Below are 19,341 nucleotides of genomic sequence, written 5' to 3' on the forward strand. Positions count from 1 at the left end.
CTCACGGCGCGGTGCCGCCCGTAGGTATCCCCGGATCGACCGGAACACAAGCGAGACCGGCGCGTTCGGAGGAGCGGACCGGGGCGGGCGCGGCCGGCGCCTCCGCGAGGATCGCCGCCGCGAGATCGTCGTAGAACAGCATCTGCCCGGCGGCCCAGACCTCGAACTCCGCCAGCAGCGTCGGGTCGAAGGCGGTCAGGTGGCCGCCGGCGATCCGGATCCATCCCGCGGTCTCGGCCTCGCCGAGCAGGTTGCCGACATGGGCCCGCGACACGTCCAGCCGCTCGGCGAGACTGCGCAGGCTGAGCGACACCGCCGCCGGCGCGCCGGGCACCGTGGCGGCATAGTGGGCCCCGACCAGGGCCGTGAGCAGCGGGTAGCCGCAGTCCCGTCCGGCGAAATGGAGCACCCGCGGGAACGGCGCGATGAGCGTGCCGTGCCGCAGCACGTGGGCGGCCGAAAGGCGCACCAACTCCCCGAGCCGGTCGGGGCCGTCGAGCATCCCGGCGTGGCCCGGGTCGCGACGGGTCACCGCGTCCATGGCGGCGACGAACAGGCGCCCGCTCCGCGCGATCTCGGTCACCAGGGGCGGCGCCGCCTGCAGGCATTTCACGCGCCCGTCGCCCCGATCCGCCACCGCGGTGACGAATCGCCCGGCCTTCAGGGCCGACACGAAGCCGGCCGTCTGCCTCGGGCTCGATCCCACCATCGCCTGGAGGACCGTCAGGGTGGGACGCGGGCCCCCGTGTTGGCGCCACGCGTAGTCGTTGTGGATCAGCATGAACGAGACCACGTAGCGCCCGATCTGATTGAGCAGCTTGTGGCTCGGCCAAACAATCTGCGCCGGTTCGATCATGCCCTGGCAGTAACCGGCGACCGCCAGGCGGAAATCGCGCTCGGATCGAAGCAGAGTGATCCGCGCCCGGAAATGATCGTCCAACATCCGCGCCCCGACTCAGCTGGATCCCGGCCGAAGGGATGCCGCGCACCCGGCCTTCGGTCCAGGATTCCCTGCAAAGTTTGGACTCGGTGGTGAAGAACGCGCCGGGATACGACTCGCAGTGCTTGTCTCAGCGCTGCCGGAGCGAGCGGTCCGCCGGGCCTGGCCGGCGTCAGATGCGAAGGGGACCGTCCACCGTGTGCGATCTGCATCGACCCTCTCTCTCCCGGCGCGGCCTGCTGGCCGCGGCCGCGGCCGGTACCGTGATGGGGGCTTCCGCCGGGATCCGGCGGGCCGAGGCGGCCCCCGACGGCGCGCGATCGAACGCCATCACGCCCGAGGCGGCCCTCACGCGGCTGCGCGACGGCAACGGCCGCTACGTCGCCAACACGTCGACGAACCGGGACTTCTCGGCCGGTCGCGCCGCGCGGGCCGCGGCGCAGTATCCGATCGCGTGTATCGTCGGCTGCGCCGATGCCCGGGTCGCCCCGGATTTCATCTTCGACCAGGGACCGGGCGATCTGTTCGTCGTCCGCGTCGCCGGCAACTTCGTCACCACCGACGGTCTCGCCAGCCTCGAATACGGCGTGTCGGTCCTGGGCGCGCCGCTGATCCTCGTCCTCGGCCATTCCGATTGCGGGGCCGTGAAGGCGACGATCGACGTCATGAAGACCAACGCGTCGCTCCCCGGTCATCTCCCCGTGCTGATCGAGGCGATTCGCCCGGCGGTGGATCTGGCCGAAAAGGCGCGTGCGCAGGATCCCCTCGCAGAGGCCATCGCCCAGAATGTCCGGCACAGCGTCCAGCGCCTCGAGCAGGCCGGCCCCATCATCGCGGAGGCCGTCGCCGCCGAGCGGGTGAAGGTCGTGGGCGGCTTCTACGACATCGGCACCGGCCGGGTCGTGATCCTCTGACCGCGGTGCCCGATCCGTCCCGGCCTCCGGGCCGGCGCTTTGCCGAAGCTTGCCAATGACGGTGCAGCCTCGATAAAGCCCGCCGGCACGTCGAGACCGAACCCGCGAGACCGTCATGGCCAGCTACAAGCTCCTGCTCCTCCCCGGCGACGGGATCGGCCCGGAGGTCGCCGGCGGTATGCAGGTGGTGCTCGACACCCTCAAGGAGACCGGTCTCGCGACCTTCGAGACCGAGACGGACCTCGTCGGCGGCAGCGCCCTCGACGCGCACGGCGTCCCGCTCGCGGACGCGACCCTGCAGCGCGCGAGGGACGCGGACGCCATCCTGCTCGGCGCGGTCGGCGGTCCCAAATGGGCCGGCGTCGCCTACGAGAACCGCCCCGAGGCCGGCCTGCTGCGCCTGCGCAAGGAACTCGACCTCTTCGCCAACCTGCGCCCGGCGATCTGCTACCCGGCGCTGGCCGAGGCCTCGGCTTTGAAGCGCGAGCTGGTCGAGGGGCTCGACATCATGATCGTGCGGGAGCTCACCGGCGGCGTCTATTTCGGCGAGCCGAAGGAGATCACCGCGCTGGAGGACGGCTCCAAGCGCGCAGTCGACACCCAGGTTTACACGACGGCGGAGATCGAGCGGATCGCCCACGTGGCCTTCGACCTCGCGGGCAAGCGCTCGGGCCGGGTCGCTTCGGCCGAGAAGCACAACGTGATGAAGTCGGGCGTTCTCTGGAAGGAGGTCGTCACCAAAGTGCACGCCGAGCACTACGCCGACCTGCAGCTCGAGCATATCCTCGCCGACAACTGCGCCATGCAGCTGGTGCGCCGGCCCAAGCAGTTCGACGTGCTGGTGACCGACAACCTGTTCGGCGACGTGCTCTCCGACATCGCCGCCATGCTTACCGGCTCGCTGGGCATGCTGCCGTCGGCCTCCCTCGGCGCGGTCGACGCGAGCGGCCTGCGCCGCGCGCTCTACGAGCCGGTCCACGGCTCGGCGCCCGACATCGCCGGCCAGGACAAGGCCAACCCGATCGCCATGATCGGCTCGCTCGCCATGTGCCTGCGCTACTCCTTCGGCCTCGGCGACGCGGCCGACGCCCTCGACGGCGCCATCACGGACGCCCTCGCGGGCGGCGCGCGCACCGCCGACATCGCCGGCGAGGGCACGAACCCGATGGGCACGCGCGCCATGGCCAGCGCGGTGGCGGACGCGCTCCGCACCCGGGTCGGCTGAGACACGTCTTCGGCGCGTCGCAGCACCGGGGTCGGTCCCCAGCCGCGTGTTTCGACGCATGGCGGTCGGGCGCGACCTTCGCTATGACGCGCCCATCGAGGATTGGGAGCGTCATGAAGGCCGGAAACGGGGCGTCTGAGCGCGCGAGCGCGGATTTCGGCTTCGAGCGCGTGGCGCTCGACGAGAAGCAGGGGCGCGTCGACAGCGTCTTCCACTCGGTCGCCCGCCGCTACGACATCATGAACGACCTGATGTCGGCGGGCCTGCACCGGGCCTGGAAGGCGCAGCTCGTCTCGATGCTGCGGCCGCCGCAGAACCGCGCCTTCGCGCATCTCGACGTCGCCGGCGGCACCGGCGACGTGGCCTTCCGGGTGCTGGCCGCGGGCGGTCCGCGCACCCGAGTCACCGTCCTCGACATCAACGAGTCGATGCTGCGGGTCGGCGCCGAGCGGGCGCGGGAGCGCAAGGTCGACGAGGCCGGCGACCGGATCGCCTTCGTGACCGGCAACGCCGAGGCGCTGCCGCTGCCGGACGCGTCCTTCGACGCCTACACGATCGCCTTCGGCATCCGGAACGTGCCGCGGATCGAGACGGCGCTGGCCGAGGCGCGGCGGGTGCTGAAGCCCGGTGGGCGCTTCCTCTGCCTGGAATTCTCGGCCGTCGACATCCCGCTGCTCGACCGCATCTACGACGCCTACTCGTTCAACGTGATCCCGCGCATCGGCGCCCGGGTGGCCGGGGACGCCGAGTCCTACCGCTACCTCGTGGAGTCGATCCGGAAGTTCCCGACGCGCGGCGCCTTCGCGGGCATGATCGAATGCGCGGGCTTCCGGCACGTCACCGACCGGGCGCTGACGGGCGGGATCGTGGCCATCCATTCGGGCTGGAAGGTCTCTTGACCGCCGCCGCGCGCGACGGGAGCCAGCACCGGTGATCAGCGCCGCCGTCAATTTGTTCCGCGGCGCGCGGGTCGGCTTCGTGCTGGCCCGCGAGGGCGCCCTCGCCCTCGTCGACCCCTCCGAGCTGCCCCCGCACCTGCGCCTCGCCCTGCGGATCGGCCGCTCCCTCGAGCGGCCCGGCCTCGACGACGGGGCGGCCCGGCTCTCTGCGGCGATGACGCGCCTCGGCCCGTCCTACGTGAAATTCGGCCAGTTCCTGGCGACGCGGCCCGACATCGTCGGCATGCGCGCGGCCTTCGACTTGGAGAAACTGCAGGACCGGGTGCCGCCCTTCCCGCAGGCGGTCGCGCTTCGCACCGTCGAGGCCGCCCTCGGCAAGCCCGTGAGCGCCCTGTTCGTCTCGTTCAGCGAGCCGATCGCCGCCGCCTCGATCGCGCAGGTCCACAAGGCGATCGTGCAGGATCCCGACGGCACGCAGCGCGCCCTCGCCGTGAAGGTGATGCGGCCTGGCGTCCGCGAGCGCTTCATGCGCGACCTCGAGGTCATGCGCTTCATGGCGCGGGTGGTGAACGCCCTGTCGCCGCAGGCGGAGCGGCTGCGCCCGCGCGAGGTGGTGGAGATCCTCGCACGCTCGGTGCTGATGGAGATGGATTTCCGCCTGGAGGCGGCGGCCGCCTCCGAGCTCGCCGAGAACACCAAGGACGATCCGGACTTCCGTGTGCCGAGGCCGGAATGGGAGCTGACCGCCCGCGAGGTGTTGTCGGCCGAGTGGATCGAGGGGACCCGCCTGCACAGCGCCGCGGAGCTCGCCGCCCGGGGGCACGATCCGCAGACAATCGGCCGGACCGTCATCCAGAGCTTCCTGCGGCACGCGATCCGCGACGGCTTCTTCCATGCGGACATGCACCAGGGGAACCTGCTGGTCGATGCCGAGGGCCGGCTGGTCGCGGTCGATTTCGGCATCATGGGCCGCCTCGGCCCGAACGAGCGCCGGTTTCTCGCCGAGATCCTGCTGGGCTTCATCCTGCGCGATTACCGCCGGGTGGCGAAGGTCCATTTCGAGGCGGGCTACGTGCCGGCCCACCACTCCGTGGAGGATTTCGCTCAGGCGATCCGCGCCATCGGCGAGCCGATCCACCAGCGCCGGGCCGACGAGATCTCGATGGCCAAGGTCCTGACCCTGCTGTTCGACGTCACGGCCCTGTTCGACATGAGCACCCGCACCGAGCTGGTGATGCTCCAGAAGACCATGGTGGTGGTGGAGGGCGTCGCCCGCTCCCTCGACCCGCGCCTCGATATGTGGACCACGGCCGAGCCGGTCGTGCGCGCCTGGATCGCCCGCAACATGGGGCCGGTCGGCCGGGCGCAGAGCGGCCTGGACGCCCTCAAGGTCGTCTCCGACGTCGTCGGCGACATCCCGGACCTTGCCATGCGGTTGAAGCGCGTGCTGGTCCGCCTCGACGAGGCCGGCACCGGCGATGCCCGCCGGCTGGAGCGCTTCGCCCGCAACGAACGCTACCGCGCGATCTGGTCGACGCTGGCCCTGTGGGGCATCGCCGTCGGCGCGCTGATACTGGCGTTCCGGGGTCTCTGACGCGGCACCATCCCCGATCCGGGACCGGGACCGCGCGTCGTCCGCGGGCGCTCAGCCGGGCTCGGGTCCCTGGGCGGGCGCGTCCTCCGTCGCGGGGACCAGGGCACGCAGCTCGCGGGCCAGCTCCTTGAGCCCGGTCGAGCCCTTGGCGAGCACCCGGTCGGCCTGACCGGCCAGACGGCGCCGGTCCTCGGCCGTGACGTCCTTGGCGGTGAGCACCACCACCGGCACGTCGCGGCTGTCAGGCCGGGCCCGCAGCGCCCGGAGGAACGCGAAGCCGTCCATCTCGGGCATCATCAGGTCGAGCAGGATGAGGGACGGACGCTCCGTCTCCAGGGCTGCCAGGGCACGCAGGCCGTTCTCGGCCTCGCGGACCGGGAAGCCCTCGCGCGCGAGATAGGCGCAGACGTGCTCGCGGACGTCGGCCTCGTCCTCGACGACGAGGATCGCGCCGTCGCCCGAGGCGAGGCGGAAGCGGTCGACGATCTGGCGCAGGCTTCCCCAGTCGATCGGCTTCTGCAGGTAGTCGGTGGCGCCGAGGGAGAAGGCGAGGTTCTGCTCGTCCAGGACCGTTACCATCACGATCGGCGTCGCGCCGATCTCGGGATCGGCCCGGATGGCCCGCAGCACCGCCCATCCGTCCATCTGCGGCATGGTGACGTCGAGGAGCACGGCCCGCGGATGCAGGCTGCGAGCGAGATCGAGCCCGCGCCGCCCGTCCTCGGCGACCGTCACCGAGAAGCCCTCGCGCTCCAGGAAGCGCGCCAGCAGATCGCGGGTCGCGGCGTCGTCGTCGACCACCAGGATCGTCCCGCGGTCGCCGCCTCCCGATGCGGCCGGGTCCGCGTCCTCGGCCGCGGCGGCCTCGAAACGGTCCGGCAGCGTCAGCGTGAAGGTGGTGCCCTGCCCCTCGCGGCTGTCCACGGTGATCGAGCCGCCCAGCATCTCGGCGAAGGCCCGGGTGATCGCGAGGCCGAGCCCGGTGCCGCCGAACCGGCGCGTCGTGGAGGCGTCGGCCTGGGTGAACCGCTCGAACAGCTTGCCGACCTGCTCCCGCGTCATGCCGATGCCGGTGTCGGCCACGCAGAAGCGCAGCGCACCGTCCGCCCGGGCGACCGCCAGGGTGATCCGGCCATCCTCGGTGAACTTCGCGGCGTTGCTCAGGAGATTGATCAGGCACTGCCGCAGCTTGGTCACGTCGGTATGCGCGCTGCCCAGGCCCGGCTCCAGCTCCAGCGCCAGGGTGTTGCCCTTCTTGGCGACGAGACCCTCGACCGTGACCGCGACCTCCTGCACCACGGCGGCGACCTCGAAATCCTCCGCGTAGATCTCGACCCGGTCGGCCTCGATCTTCGAGATGTCGAGCACGTCGTTGATCAGGCCGAGGAGGTGGCGGGCGTTGGTCTCGATCTTCTTCATGTCGGTGACGAGATCGGCCTCGCCGATATCCTCCAGCTCCTCCTGCACCATCTCGGAATAGCCGATCACCGCCGAGAGCGGGGTGCGCAGCTCGTGGCTCATATTGGCCAGGAACTGGCTCTTGGCCGCGTTGGCGGCCTCGGCCGCCGCACGCGCCGCCTCGATCGCGGCCTCGGCCTCCTTGCGCTCGGTGATGTCCGTGTGGGTCCCGACCCACTCCCGCAGGGTGCCGTCGGGTTCGAGGATCGGGACGGCGCGCACGCTCATGTGCCGGTAGGTCCCGGAGGCGGCGCGGATCCGGTGCTCGGTGGCGTAGGGTTCCAGGCTGGTGACAGCGCGGGTCCACGCGGCGCGGGTATGCGCACGGTCCTCCGGGTGGACCGCGTCAAGGAAGCCGAGTCCCGCGTAGGCGGCCTCGTCCTGGCCGGTGAAGCGGGTCCAGGCCGTCTGGCGGCGATGGAGGCTCCCTTCCGGGTTGGCGGTCCAGACGATGGCGGCGCTCGCCTCGATCAGCGAGCGGAAGCGCTCCTCGCTCCGGCGCAGCCGGGCCTCCGCGAGGTGGCGGATGGTCTCGTCGACCACCACGAGGCCGACGCCCTCGACGCTCTGGTCGGCCGCCGCGCTCTCCTCGCCCCGGAGCGGATAGAAGCTCATCGAGAAATGCCGCACGCCGCCCGGCGCCGAGGGGGTCGGCACCGCCACCGGCACGTTCGGCGAGACCAGGCCTTCCGTTAGGGCCGCGGCCAGCTTCGGGGCCAGCTCCTCCCGCAGCGTCGGGAGCATGGCCCAGATCGGCGCGCCGAGATCGGCCCCGAAGCCGCGCTCGCTCATGGTGGCGAGCGCCCGGTTCATGTGCCGGATCTTCAGGTCACGGTCGAGGAAGCCGAGCCCCACCGGCGCGTTGGCCAGCACCCCGTCGAGGAGGCGGGACATCCGCAGGGATTCCTGCCGTCGCACCAGGGCGAGGCGCGCCAGCAGCACGATCGCTCCGAGGGCCGCCGCCGCGGAGAGGAGGAACAGAAGGAGTCCGCGCCACGCTTCGCGCGCCTGGATGGTCGCGAGCTGCTCCAGGGTCGCGGCCTGCCGGGCCGCCGACTCGGCGCGGATCGCGTCCATCAGCTGCTTGCCCTCGCCGGTGCGGACGAGGTCGATGGCGGCGTCGAAGCCCCGGTTCCGCCGCGCCTCCACCACCCGGGCGGCGAAGTCGCGCTTCTGCGCGATCAGCCCGGCGAGCGACGGGCCGCCGGCCCGGACCGACTCCTGCGCGGCGGCGCCGAGGCCGGTCAGCTCCGTGTCGATCTTGGTGAGGGCGGTCGTGTAGGGTCGGAGGTAATCCTCGCTGCCGACCAGAACGAAGCCGCGCTCCCCGGTCTCCAGGTCCTTGACCTCGGAGATCAGGCGCTCGATCCCGGCGATCGTCGCGTTCGCACGGGCGGTCGCGGCCCGGTCGGTCTCGCCGGTCACGTAATTGGCCGTGCCGCTGCCCAGGGCGACGATCAGCAGGATGAAGGCGACGGGCGAGCCGAGGAGCCAGCCCAGCGGGCCGGCGCCGCGCCAATTGCGCCGGCGCAGGCCGAAGATCGATCCGGCGCGCGACGGGGCGCTCACGTCTCCACCAGCCCGGTGGTGGCGCCCGACGCCTCGGAATCCGGCCGGCCGTGCGGCTGGCCGAGATATTCCCGCGACCGCATCTCGATGAGGCGCGAGACGGTCCGGTCGAACTCGAAGGCCTCGCGGCCGGTCCGGGCGGTGTAGAGGTCCTGCGCTTCGGCGGCCGCGGAGGCCACGAGCTTCACGTGCCGGTCGTAGAGCGTGTCGACCAGCGTGATGAAGCGCTTGGCCTCGTTCCGCTCCGCCTCGCCCATCACTGGGATCCCGTCGAGGATCACCGTGTGGTAGGCGCGGGCGAGTGCCATGTAGTCGGAGGCGCCGAGGGGCTGGCGACAGAGATCGTCGAAGCCGAACCGGGCCACGCCGGTCGCCTGCTCGGGAACCGCCACGGCCCGGCCGTGGACCGTGACCGTCGCCGGGAGGCCGCGAGCCTTGCCGGTCAGGGCCTTGAAGGCGGCGTCGAGGGCCGCGCGCGCCGCCGCGTCGGCGGGGACATGGTAGACCGCCGCGCCGCCGAGCTTCTCGAGCCGGAAATCCGTCCGGGAGTCGAGCCGGACGACGGTCACGCGTTCCTGGAGGTTCGCCACGAAGGGCAGGAACAGCGCCCGATTGAGGCCGCCCTCGTAGAGTCGGTCTGGCTCGACGTTCGAGGTCGCGACGACGGTGACGCCGCGCCGGAACAGATGGTTGAACAGGCGACCCAGGATCATCGCGTCGGCGATGTCGGTGACGGTGAACTCGTCGAAGCACAGCAGGGTCGCCTCGTCGGCCAGCTGGTCGGCCACCGGTCCGATCGGGTCGTCGCCCTTGACGGTGCCGGCCTTCAGCGCCTGACGGTAGGCGTGGATCCGCTCGTGCGCGTCGGCCAGGAAACCGTGGAAATGGACGCGCCGCTTCGGCTCCGGCGCCGCCTCGTGGAAGAGGTCCATCAGCATGGTCTTCCCGCGCCCGACCGAGCCCCAGATGTACAGGCCCTTGATCGTCTCGGCCTCGTCCTTGCGACGGAACAGCCACCCCAGAGCGCTCGTCTTGCTGGCCCGCTTGCGGCGCTGGAGGTCGACGACCAGCCGGTCGAGGGCGCGCACGAGGTGCGCCTGGGCGGGATCGCGCTCGATGGCGCCGGTGGCGACCAGCGCCTCGTAGCGCTCGTGGACCGGGCCGGGCGAGACCGCACCGGCGAGCGCCGCCGGCGACGGGGCGATGGGCTTGCCGGATCTGTCGTTCACGCCGCCGGTTCCTCGCTGCTGATCGCGGTACCGGTTCGGCACCCCCTGCACCCGCATCGGCGGTCAACGACCCGGGGCCTGTTCCAGTGCCGCGCAAGCTCGGCCTGAATCAAGCCCGCGGCCGAACAGCCGCGGGCAAGCGTCCCATCGAGGCGTCCCATCGAGGCGTCCCATCGAGGCGTCCCATCGAAGCGTCCCATCGAGGCGTCCCATCGAAGCCTCCCATCGGTCCCACGCATGGCAGGCCCGCGGCCGGCCGGCCCCGCACTCTGCTGCATTGCACAATGAATTCGGGGATGCGACATCCCGGCGGTCTCTTGGGAGGAGCGTCCGGATCACCCCGCGCGGCAGCGCGCACGAACCGGAGCTTCATCATGGCGGTACAAGCCCTCGATGGGCCGACCCACACCATCCGGCGTCTCTGGCCGGCGGACCGCGCTGCGGTCCTCGACTATTTCCTGCGGCTGGATCCGGAGACCCGGGCGAGCCGCTTCATGGGCAATGTCAGCGAGGCCGGAGTCCGGGCCTACGCCGCGCAGGCGCTGACCGCGGAGGGCGTGATGTACGGCGCCTTCGTGGGCGGCGTGTTGCGCGGTCTCGCCGAGTTGCGGCCGATGGGGCCGGGGGCGTCCCGCTACGCCCTGGGGCCGCACGCTGAGGCGGCCTTCGCGGTCGAGCAGACCTTCCGCCGCAAGGGGATCGGGGCCGCCCTGTTCGCCCGGATCGCCCGCGCGGCGCGGCATCGCGGCGTCAAGGATCTCCACGTCCGCTGCCTGTCGGGAAACGGGCCCATGCTGCGGCTCGCGGCCAAGCACGGGGCGGCCCTCCAGCACGAGGGGCGCGAGACCGAGGGCGCCCTGCACCTCGCGCGTCCGACGCCGTTCTCGCTCTGGTACGAGGGGATCGCGGAGGCGTTCGACTTCACCCTGGCGGCGGGCTTCCCGGAGCGGGTGCAGGCCGGGCGCTGAAAGCAGGCTTCAGCCGGCGATGTCGCCGACGAGGGCGAAGGTCAGGAGATCCACGGACGTCGCCCCGCCGCGCAGGAGCGCGCGGGCGGCGGCGTTGCCGGTGGCGCCGGTGGTCATGACGTCGTCCACGAGAAGGACCCGGCGCCCGCGGACGCGGTGCTGCTCGGCGGAAGCGACCCGGAAGGCGCCGCTCAGGTTCTCGGCCCGCGCCGCGCGGCTCAGGCCGACCTGGGATCGCGTGGCCCGCACGCGCACGAGGGCCGTGGCGACGCACGGCCGCCCCGCCGCATCCGCGATCGCCCGCGCCAGCAGGGCGGACTGGTTGAAGCGCCGCCGCCACAGGCGTCCGCGATGGAGCGGTACCGGCACGAGGCACTCGGCCTCGGCGATCAGGGTCCGGCCGCTCGCGGCCATCATCCGGGCCATCACGCCGGCGAGATCGAGCCGGTCCTCATACTTCAGGCGATGGACGAGCCGCCGCGCCACGGAATCGTAGAGGGCGACCGCCCGGGCGCGGCCGAAGACCGGCGGTTCCGCGATGGCCCGGGGCGACACCAGCGGGCCGACCCCGAGGTCGACCGCGAAGGGCGTACCGTAGCGCTGGCACACCGGTTCCTCGATCAGGCGCAGGCTCGACCAGCAGGACGGACAGAGGGCGCCCGGATCGGCGGTGGCGCCGCCGCAGCCCGCGCAGGTGGGCGGGTAGATCAGGGAGACGACCCCGCGCGGCAGACCGCGCAGGGCCGTGGCGACGGCCTGGAAGGCCGTCATGCGCGCGACGCGCTCCCGCAGACCCGGCTTACTGGGCCGAGACGGGGCGCGCCTGCGGCGCCATCTGCTGCCGCTCGACCTGACGGTCGCGAGCGTTGGCGCGGTGGCGGCCGATGGCGCAGCCGGCCGCGGCGCCGACGAGGCCGTGATGGCCGGCGTAGTGACCCGCGATGCCGCCGACGATGGCGCCCTTGATGCAGCCCTTCGCCTCGGCGCCGCCCGCGGCGGCCAGGGTGGTGAGGGCCACGGCGGCCCCGACGAGCATGCGCTTCATGATGTGTGCTCCCTGAGGAATCTCGGCCGTTGGGCCGGTTGCAGCAGGAACAGCGACGCTCCCGAGTCGTTCCAGCATCCTAGCGCAGCTCACGAGACCGTGCGCGGCGACGGTGGCGCGACGCGACCGCAGATGCCATCTGCCCCCCGATGGATGCTCCCGCCGCCCTGTTCGACACGCGCCTCGCCCGCCGCCGCCTCGCCCGTGCCGGGCGCCTCGGCTACCCGGGCTTCCTCCTCGACCGCCTCGCCGAGGATCTCGACGACCGGCTCGGCGCCGTCCTGCGCAGCTTCGTCTCTGTTCTCGACCTCGCCACGCCGCGTCCCGTGGCGACCCGGCTGCTCGCCGCCCGCTATCCGGCGGCGCGGCATGTCCGCCTCGCGGCCCTGCCGGAGCCGGGCGGCGACCTGATCGTCGGAGATCCCGAAGCGCTGCCGCTGGCGACCGGGAGCCTGGACCTCGCCGTGTCGCTGCTGGCCCTCCACGCCGTGAACGACCTCCCCGGCACGCTGATCCAGCTGCGCCGCGCCCTCCGTCCGGATGGGCTGTTCGTCGGCTGCCTGCTCGGCGGCGCGACGCTGACGGAGCTGCGCCAGAGCTTCGCCCAGGCCGAGAGCGAGGTCGAGGGTGGGGTCAGCCCCCGCGTGGCGCCCTTCGCGGCGGTGCGCGAGGCCGGCGGCCTGCTGCAGCGGGCGGGCTTCGCGCTGCCGGTGGCCGATACCGACACGCTGACGGTCCGCTACGCCGACCCGTTCGGCCTGATGCGCGACCTGCGGGCCATGGGCATGACCAACGTGCTCACCGAGCGGCGGCGGACGCCGCTGCGGCGGGCGACGTTGCTGCGCATGGCCGAGATCTACGCCGAGAGATTCTCGGACCCGGACGGTCGCGTGCGGGCGACCTTCGAGGTGCTGTGGCTCTCGGGCTGGGCGCCGCACGAGACCCAGCAGAAGCCCCTGCGGCCCGGGACCGCGAAGACGCGCCTCGCCGACGCGCTCGGGACCGTCGAGTTGAAGCCCGAGGGAGGGAACACGCCATGAAGCTGCCCGGACCGGACCACCCGATCACCGTCGAGCCCGAGTCCCGCCGCGTCCGCGTCGTCGTGGCGGGCGCCGCGGTCGCCGAGACCCGGAACGCCCTGCGGCTGCAGGAGGCTCGGTACCCACCGGTCTTCTACGTGCCGCGAAGCGACATCCGCGCCGATTGTTTCGTCGCCTCGGCGCGGACGAGCCACTGCCCGTACAAGGGCGACGCCCACTATTTCGACCTCGTCGTCGACGGCGATCGGCGCCCCGACGCGGTCTGGAGCTACGGCGACCCGTACCCGGCCGTCGCGGCAATCCGCGACCACGTGGCTTTCTACCCGGACCGGGTCGACGCCATCGTGCTGGAGGACTGAGCCGGCCGCGCGTCCGGTTCAGTCGCGCACGAGGCTCCAGAACCCGTGCTTGCGGCCGTGCGCCCGCCGCAGAGCAGCGCGGTAGGCCTGCGGATCCGGATCGACGTCGCCGGTCGCGAGGCGCCCCGCCAGGGCGTCGAGCTCCGCGAGGTAGCGCGCGCCGTGCGGGTAGGCGGCGCTGCGGCCGGTCTCGAGGATCGAGTCGAGGAGCCGGCGATACAGGATCGTCGCGGCCTGGGGGTGATCCTGCGCCAGCGCCTCGGCGACCGGCGCCAGCACCGCGTACTGGTCGCCCTGCCAGGTCTCAGGCCGCGCGACGACCAGCGCGGCCGCACGGCGCAGATCCGGCCAAGCCGCCAGGAAGGCGAGCGCCCGATGCGGCTGCGGGAAGGCCTCGGCGTGGTCGAGGGCGCGCCGGAGCGCCTCCTCGTCCTCGAAATCCGGAAGCTTGGCGAGGAAGGTGCGCAGCATCGGCGCGTCGAGTTCGCGCTCGAACCGCCCCCAGCGCAGGGCCTGCGCCTCATCGCCCTGGCCGAGCGCGTCGAGGATCTCGATCTCCAGCGCCTGCCGCTCCCGTTCCGGTCCGCGCAGGTCGAAGCCGGCGATCAGGTCGGCCCGGGTGGCGATGCGCAGACCCGGATCCTGCATGCGTCGGATCCAGTCCAGCGCCTCGGTGGCGCGCCCGGCGTCGAGGAGCAGCCGGGCGATCGCCACGCGGTTCTCCCGCCCCGGCAAGGTCGCCCGCTCCAGGGCGATGAAGGTGTCGGTGTCGCCGCGCCGGTCGGCGACGGCTTGGCGCAGGCGCAGGATCTGGATCCGGGCCGCCTGCCGGTGATGGGTCGCGTCGCGGCGGGGATCCCCACCCTGCGGCAGGGCCGCCTCGGCGGCGGCGAGCCGGTCGTCGATCTCCGCGAGGGATGGCTCGGGCAGCGCCGGGATCATCTCGCCGAGGACGGTTCTGAGGGGGCCGAACGGATCCGCCGCGAACGGCTCGACGAGGCGCGCCGCTACCCGGGCGGCGTCCTCCGGCGGCAGGGCGCCGGCGATCTCCACGAAGGCTGCTGAGGCGCGGTCGAACACGCCCTGCACGGCGCCGGTGCTGTCGTCCACGCGGTTCAGGACCGCGTCGGCGCCGTCGAGAAAGCGCCGGAGCCGGTCGAGCGCAGCCCCCGCATCGAGGGGCCGCAGTTCGTTGAGGATCACCGTCACGGTCGTGTTAAGATCGGCCGCGAAGGTCCGGCGCTTCTGCCAGTCGATGTAGCCCTGGGCGCCCTCGAGGGCCGTCAGCCGCCGGTCGACGATCGCCGCGACGGCCTCGGGGCCCTGGAGCGAGGCGAGCGCGGCGCTCACCAGCTTCTTGAAGGCCGGGTTGCGCCCGGTCTCGCCGAGGATCAGCGCGATCAGCCGGTCCGGGCCGAGCGCCGCCAGCGTCTCCGGCGACGGGGTCGTCCGCCGCGCGCCCTTCGGCAGGGCGGGCGCCCTGCGACCGGCCGGCGCCGCGGCCGGGGTTACGCGCCGCGCACGCGCCACGAGATTTCCCGCCGTTGCGGACGATCGCGCATGTCCGTCCCGTCCGCCGCGGCTACTCCACGACCCGGGCGCGGGGCCGGTCGCTGCCCTGCGCGGTCTCATCGTGCCAGCCGCCGGCCTGATCCTGATAGCGGATCCCCTCGGTCGACCCGGGGACCTGCTGTTCCGCCGCCGCGGCCTGCGCCGCCTGCAGCGCCTCCTCGCGGCTCGGGAACGTCTCGGAGAACACGTCGCCGACCTTGTAGGCGAAGCCGCCGTCGTGCTCGACGATGCGATAGGTTACCTCGGACATCACGCCTCCTGTACGCGCCCTCATCGTTGACCGCGAACCCGCCGGACGCGCCGGGGTTCCAGGCGACGGGGACTCGGCCTCCGATCCGCCGGAAAGTGGCCCTAACCCGGCACGGTCCCGGCACGCAGACGACGACGATGCAGCTTCGCCCGATCCTCGCCCTCGCCCTTCTCTTGGTCGCCCGACCCGCGAGCGCCGAGGAGGGCTTCCTCGACAAGCTGTTCGGCGGCTCCGGGCGCGGGGCGCCGCCCAACCCCTTCGCGTCGAACTATCCCTCGGCGCCGCCGACCGCGGAGGAGGCGCGCGCCGCCCGGGAGCGGCGCTCGGTCCGCGGCGAGCGCGGTTCGCCGGCCGGTCCCCTGCCCCCGGGGCGTATCCCGGAGGAGTGAGGCGCCTCAGGCGTCCCCGACGACGCCGGCCTCGTCCTGCGCCTGCAGCACGTCCGGGCGCGGCATCGAGATGATGTTGTAGCCGGCATCCACGAAGTGGACCTCGCCGGTGACGCCGCCCGAGAGCGGCGACAGCAGGTAGAGGGCCGAACCGCCGACATCCTCCAGGCTAACCGTGCGCCGCAGCGGCGCGTGCGCCCGCTGGTGGTTGAACATCAGCCGCGCGTCGGCGATCCCGGCGCCCGCCAGCGTCCGCATCGGGCCGGCGGAGAGCGCGTTCACCCGGATCCCGTCCGGGCCCAGGTCGCTCGCCAGGTAGCGCACCGAGGCCTCGAGCGCCGCCTTGGCGACGCCCATGACGTTGTAGTTCGGCATGACCCGAGTCGCGCCGCCGTAGGTCAGGGTCAGCAACGAGCCGCCCTGGTTCATCCGCTTGGCCGCGCGCTGCGCAATCTCGGTGAACGAGAAGCACGAGATCGTCATCGTGCGCACGAAATTCTCGCGCGTCGTCACGTCGACGTAGCGGCCCTTGAGCTGCGCCTTGTCGGAGAAGCCGATGGCGTGGACCACGAAGTCGAGGCCGCCATCGAATCGAGCGTCCAGGGCCTCGAAGGTCGCGTCGACCGAGGCCAGATCCTCGACGTCGCAGGGCAGGACGATGTCCGAATCGAGCTTGGCGGCGAGGGGCGCCACCCGGCGGCCCAGGGCCTCGCCCTGGTACGTGAAGGCCAGTCGCGCGCCCTGGGCGTGCAGCGCCTTGGCGATTCCCCAGGCGATCGAGTGATCGTTCGCGACGCCCATGATCAGGCCGCGCTTGCCCGCCATCAAACCCGTCATGCCGACTCACATCCTGACCGAGCACGCCGGACCCGCGAAGCGGGTCCGGATCGCGGTCGCGACCAGCGAACCGCGGCAGGCTGCCTTAACGCGGCTCGCGCCGCGATCCAAACGCGACACCGGCAGACGGCGGGCAAAAAAAAGCCCCGCCGGCGGGCGGGGCGTTCGTGGCGTCGTGGGTCGGGCTCAGAAATGCCCGTCCGTGTGGGAATCCGCTTCTTCCAGCGCGGCCTGCTTCGCGTAGATCGCCGCGACACCGGCGATCATGAGGCCGCCCAATGTTCCGAAGATGAAAGTCCCCATCGCCACCACCAGATCTCAACAGCGGGTAAACGCCGGCCCGCGGCCGGCGGTTCCGCGCCGGGCGATCAGGCGTCGACGTGCTTCAGGACCAGGGTGGCGTTGGTGCCGCCGAAGCCGAAGGAATTGGTCAGCACGTGGCCGAGCTGCGCGTTGTCCCGGCGCTGCTGCAGGATCGGCATGTCGGCGAAGGCCGGGTCGAGCGTGTCGATGTGCGCGCTCTCGCAGATGAAGCCGTTGTTCATCATCAGCAGGCTGTAGATCGCCTCCTGCACGCCGGTGGCGCCCAGGGAATGGCCGGTCAGCGACTTGGTGGCCGAGATCGGCGGGCAATCCTCGCCGCGGCCGAACACCTCGCGGATCGCCTCGATCTCCTTGTCGTCGCCGACCGGCGTCGAGGTGGCGTGCGGGTTGATGTAGTCGATCCGCGCGCCCTTCAGCCCGTCCAGCGCCTGGCGCATGCAGCGCACGGCGCCCTCGCCCGACGGCGCGACCATGTCGTGGCCGTCCGAGGTGGCGCCGTAGCCCGCGACCTCGCCGTAGATCCGGGCGCCGCGCGCCTTGGCGTGCTCCAGCTCCTCGAGGACCAGCACGCCGGCGCCGCCCGCGATGACGAAGCCGTCGCGGTTGGCGTCGTAGGCGCGGGAGGCACGGGACGGCGTGTCGTTGTACTTCGACGACATGGCGCCCATGGCGTCGAACAGCACCGAGAGCGTCCAGTCGAGATCCTCGCAGCCGCCCGCGAAGATGATGTCCTGCCGGCCGCCCTGGATGATCTCGGCGGCGTTGCCGATGCAGTGATTCGAGGTCGCGCAGGCGGAAGAGATCGAGTAGTTCACGCCGCGGATCTTGAACCACGTCGCGAGCGTCGCCGAGGCGGTCGACGACATCGCCTTCGGCACGGCGAACGGGCCGATGCGCTTGGGACCCTTGTCCCGCGCGATGCCGGCGGCCTCGACGATCACGCGGGTCGAGGGACCGCCCGAGCCCATGATGATGCCGGTGCGCTCGTTCGAGATGTCGCCCTGATCCAGGCCGGCATCCTGGATCGCCTGATCCATGGCGACGTGATTCCAGGCGGTCCCGCCGCCGTGGAAGCGCATGGCGCGCCGGTCCACCACGCCCTCGGGATCGAGGGTGGGCGCGCCGGAGACCTGGCTGCGGAAGCCGTGCTCCGCGTAGCTGGCGTCGCGCGCGATGCCCGAGCGGGCCTCGCGCAGGGAGGCGAGCACCTCCTGCGTGTTGTTGCCGATGGACGAGACGATGCCCATCCCGGTGATGACGACACGGCGCATGATGGTGACACTACCTCCGTCGCGGTCCCGGTCGCCCGGGCCGCGTCACGGTCAGCTAAGGTGACGCGGACACAATCTCAACCGCCGAGACCGTCCGGCGTTGCGGCCAAGCCGCGAACCGGACGCGCGGCGGCTGCGGCTCAGCTCTGGAACAGGCCGACCCGCATGTCCTGGACCTGATAGACGCGCTCGCCGTCGGCCTCGAGCCAGCCGTCGCCGATGCCGAGCACGAGCTTGCCCTGACGGACCCGCTTCACGTCGACATTGTAGACGACCTTCTTGATCGTCGGCAGCACCTGGCCGGCGAGCTTCACCTCGCCGACGCCCAGGGCGCGCCCGCGGCCCGGCGAGCCGAGCCAGCCGAGATGGAAGCCCAGCATCTGCCAGAGGGCGTCGAGGCCGAGGCAGCCCGGCATCACCGGGTCGCCCTGGAAATGGCAGGGGAAGAACCAGAGGTCCGGCCGGATGTCGAGCTCGGCCGTCACGTGCCCCTTGCCGTGGGCGCCGCCCTCGGTCCCGATGGACGTGATCCGGTCGAACATCAGCATCGGCGGCAGCGGCAACTGCGCGTTGCCGGATCCGAAGAGTTCGCCGCGCCCGCAGGCCAGAAGATCCTCGTAGGAATAGTGCGACCGGCGGTTCGCACCCTGCGCTTGTGTCTCGGCGTCTGGCGGCATTGCGTTGGCTGTTTCCTCGGATGTGCGCGATCTTCGCGTCGCGGGCGACTATACTCGGCCCATCGGCTGGCGCGCGGGTTAGCACGGGGCGCCGCGCCTTCAAAGCCTGCAGCCGCGGGTATGCGGCAACGCTCGGGTTGCGACTGTCCGACCACTTCAATATACTGAGGAGACATCCGTTCCTTCAGGCCCCTCGTCGAGCGTTCAGTCCAGCGATGTCCGAACCGGTGCCATTCCAGGCCGTCTTCAACGGCCGGGTCCCCGCCCCCCAGTTGGAGGCCAACGGGACTCCGCGCCGCGGCTGTCCGCTGTCCGACCTGCGCGACCGTTTGCGTCGGGCCGGCCTGCGCCCGACGCGGCAGCGCCTGTCCCTGGGCTGGCTGCTCTTCGGCCGCGGCGACCGCCACCTGACGGCGGAGATGCTTTACGACGAGGCGATGCGCGCCAAGGTGCCGGTCTCGCTGGCGACCGTCTACAACACGCTGCACCAGTTCACCGAGGCCGGGCTCCTGCGCCAGCTCGCGCTCGACGGGTCGAAGGCCTATTTCGACACGAACCCGACCGAGCACCACCATTTCTACCTGGAGGACGAGAGCCAGGTGATCGACATGCCGGATTGCGGCATCACGGTCGATTCGCTGCCCGAGGCGCCCGAGGGCATGGAGATCGCCGGGGTCGAGGTGATCGTGCGCCTGCGCCGCAGCCGTCCGGCGGGCCGCCGCCAGGGCTGAGGCCCGCGTCCAACGCAGTACGCAAGCGACGCGAGGCCCGGCATCGTCCG

The 19,341-nt window shown here is 72.1% G+C and carries 19 protein-coding genes; 9 read left to right on the plus strand and 10 right to left on the minus strand.

All coding sequences use genetic code 11. From position 1 onward, the window contains the following. Position 1: 1 nt before the first annotated feature. Complete coding sequence (locus ACLBYB_RS09585; protein ID WP_447698633.1) at positions 2-943, minus strand: hypothetical protein; 942 nt, start codon at positions 941-943, stop codon at positions 2-4. A gap of 194 nt (positions 944-1,137) precedes the next feature. On the opposite strand from ACLBYB_RS09585, the gene ACLBYB_RS09590 reads away from it, so the two are divergent. From ACLBYB_RS09590 to ubiB, 4 genes are all read left to right on the plus strand, one after another. Continuing rightward, entirely contained in the window at positions 1,138-1,854 is a 717-nt protein-coding gene (locus ACLBYB_RS09590; protein ID WP_447698634.1) for a carbonic anhydrase, read from the plus strand. Positions 1,855-1,969: 115 nt separating this feature from the next. Next, complete coding sequence (gene leuB, locus ACLBYB_RS09595) at positions 1,970-3,079, plus strand: 3-isopropylmalate dehydrogenase (protein ID WP_447698635.1); 1,110 nt, start codon at positions 1,970-1,972, stop codon at positions 3,077-3,079. 113 nt (positions 3,080-3,192) lie between these two features. Then, positions 3,193-3,978: a bifunctional demethylmenaquinone methyltransferase/2-methoxy-6-polyprenyl-1,4-benzoquinol methylase UbiE gene (ubiE, locus tag ACLBYB_RS09600; RefSeq protein WP_447698636.1), complete on the plus strand. Its 786-nt coding sequence runs from the start codon at positions 3,193-3,195 to the stop codon at positions 3,976-3,978. Between the two features lie 31 nt (positions 3,979-4,009). After that, on the plus strand, positions 4,010-5,572 hold the full coding sequence (gene ubiB / locus ACLBYB_RS09605; RefSeq protein ID WP_132366688.1) for a 2-polyprenylphenol 6-hydroxylase: 1,563 nt from the start codon (positions 4,010-4,012) through the stop codon (positions 5,570-5,572). 51 nt (positions 5,573-5,623) lie between these two features. Here ubiB and ACLBYB_RS09610 read toward each other — a convergent pair whose 3' ends face one another. After that, entirely contained in the window at positions 5,624-8,599 is a 2,976-nt protein-coding gene (locus tag ACLBYB_RS09610; protein ID WP_447698637.1) for a response regulator, read from the minus strand. Further along, complete coding sequence (gene zapE, locus ACLBYB_RS09615; protein ID WP_447698638.1) at positions 8,596-9,828, minus strand: cell division protein ZapE; 1,233 nt, start codon at positions 9,826-9,828, stop codon at positions 8,596-8,598. The genes ACLBYB_RS09610 and zapE overlap by 4 nt, the downstream gene beginning before the upstream one ends. Positions 9,829-10,202: 374 nt before the next feature. Here zapE and ACLBYB_RS09620 point away from each other — a divergent pair, with 374 nt between their 5' ends. Further along, positions 10,203-10,796: a GNAT family N-acetyltransferase gene (locus tag ACLBYB_RS09620; protein WP_020092128.1), complete on the plus strand. Its 594-nt coding sequence runs from the start codon at positions 10,203-10,205 to the stop codon at positions 10,794-10,796. 9 nt (positions 10,797-10,805) lie between these two features. Here ACLBYB_RS09620 and ACLBYB_RS09625 read toward each other — a convergent pair whose 3' ends face one another. Both ACLBYB_RS09625 and ACLBYB_RS09630 read right to left on the minus strand, forming a co-directional pair. Beyond that, positions 10,806-11,567: a ComF family protein gene (locus ACLBYB_RS09625; protein WP_020092127.1), complete on the minus strand. Its 762-nt coding sequence runs from the start codon at positions 11,565-11,567 to the stop codon at positions 10,806-10,808. A 28-nt stretch (positions 11,568-11,595) separates the two neighbouring features. Further along, entirely contained in the window at positions 11,596-11,841 is a 246-nt protein-coding gene (locus ACLBYB_RS09630) for a hypothetical protein (RefSeq protein WP_020092126.1), read from the minus strand. Positions 11,842-11,990: 149 nt separating this feature from the next. On the opposite strand from ACLBYB_RS09630, the gene ACLBYB_RS09635 reads away from it, so the two are divergent. Together ACLBYB_RS09635 and ACLBYB_RS09640 are read left to right on the plus strand one after the other, a co-directional pair. Then, entirely contained in the window at positions 11,991-12,881 is an 891-nt protein-coding gene (locus ACLBYB_RS09635) for a methyltransferase domain-containing protein (protein ID WP_056528928.1), read from the plus strand. Beyond that, on the plus strand, positions 12,878-13,240 hold the full coding sequence (locus tag ACLBYB_RS09640) for a DUF427 domain-containing protein (RefSeq protein WP_020092124.1): 363 nt from the start codon (positions 12,878-12,880) through the stop codon (positions 13,238-13,240). Before ACLBYB_RS09635 ends, ACLBYB_RS09640 begins: the two co-directional genes overlap by 4 nt. 18 nt (positions 13,241-13,258) lie before the next feature. Here the strand turns inward: ACLBYB_RS09640 and ACLBYB_RS09645 are convergent, their stop codons facing one another. Together ACLBYB_RS09645 and ACLBYB_RS09650 are read right to left on the minus strand one after the other, a co-directional pair. Continuing rightward, positions 13,259-14,770 carry a DUF6880 family protein gene (locus ACLBYB_RS09645; RefSeq protein ID WP_447698639.1) on the minus strand — a complete coding sequence of 504 codons (1,512 nt, stop codon included), beginning with the start codon at positions 14,768-14,770 and terminating at the stop codon, positions 13,259-13,261. Positions 14,771-14,822: 52 nt separating this feature from the next. Continuing rightward, complete coding sequence (locus ACLBYB_RS09650) at positions 14,823-15,062, minus strand: hypothetical protein (protein WP_020092122.1); 240 nt, start codon at positions 15,060-15,062, stop codon at positions 14,823-14,825. A 137-nt stretch (positions 15,063-15,199) separates the two neighbouring features. Here ACLBYB_RS09650 and ACLBYB_RS09655 point away from each other — a divergent pair, with 137 nt between their 5' ends. Beyond that, positions 15,200-15,451 (plus strand): hypothetical protein, encoded by a 252-nt coding sequence (locus ACLBYB_RS09655; RefSeq protein WP_042672450.1) that lies wholly within the window; start codon positions 15,200-15,202, stop codon positions 15,449-15,451. 6 nt (positions 15,452-15,457) lie between these two features. Here the strand turns inward: ACLBYB_RS09655 and fabI are convergent, their stop codons facing one another. The 3 genes from fabI to fabA all read right to left on the minus strand — a co-directional run bounded on the left by fabI (position 15,458) and on the right by fabA (position 18,560). Then, positions 15,458-16,288, minus strand: coding sequence for an enoyl-ACP reductase FabI (gene fabI, locus ACLBYB_RS09660; RefSeq protein WP_091926719.1), 831 nt, complete (start codon positions 16,286-16,288; stop codon positions 15,458-15,460). Between the two features lie 368 nt (positions 16,289-16,656). Next, positions 16,657-17,883 carry a beta-ketoacyl-ACP synthase I gene (gene fabB, locus ACLBYB_RS09665; RefSeq protein ID WP_056528916.1) on the minus strand — a complete coding sequence of 409 codons (1,227 nt, stop codon included), beginning with the start codon at positions 17,881-17,883 and terminating at the stop codon, positions 16,657-16,659. A 140-nt stretch (positions 17,884-18,023) separates the two neighbouring features. Beyond that, positions 18,024-18,560, minus strand: a complete 537-nt coding sequence (fabA, locus tag ACLBYB_RS09670; protein ID WP_020092118.1) for a 3-hydroxyacyl-[acyl-carrier-protein] dehydratase FabA — start codon at positions 18,558-18,560, stop codon at positions 18,024-18,026. Between the two features lie 215 nt (positions 18,561-18,775). Between fabA and irr the strand changes: the two genes are divergently transcribed. Beyond that, positions 18,776-19,291, plus strand: a complete 516-nt coding sequence (gene irr, locus ACLBYB_RS09675; protein WP_012319639.1) for a Fur family transcriptional regulator Irr — start codon at positions 18,776-18,778, stop codon at positions 19,289-19,291. Positions 19,292-19,341: the final 50 nt, after the last annotated feature.

Source organism: Methylobacterium sp. D54C (assembly GCF_053345595.1).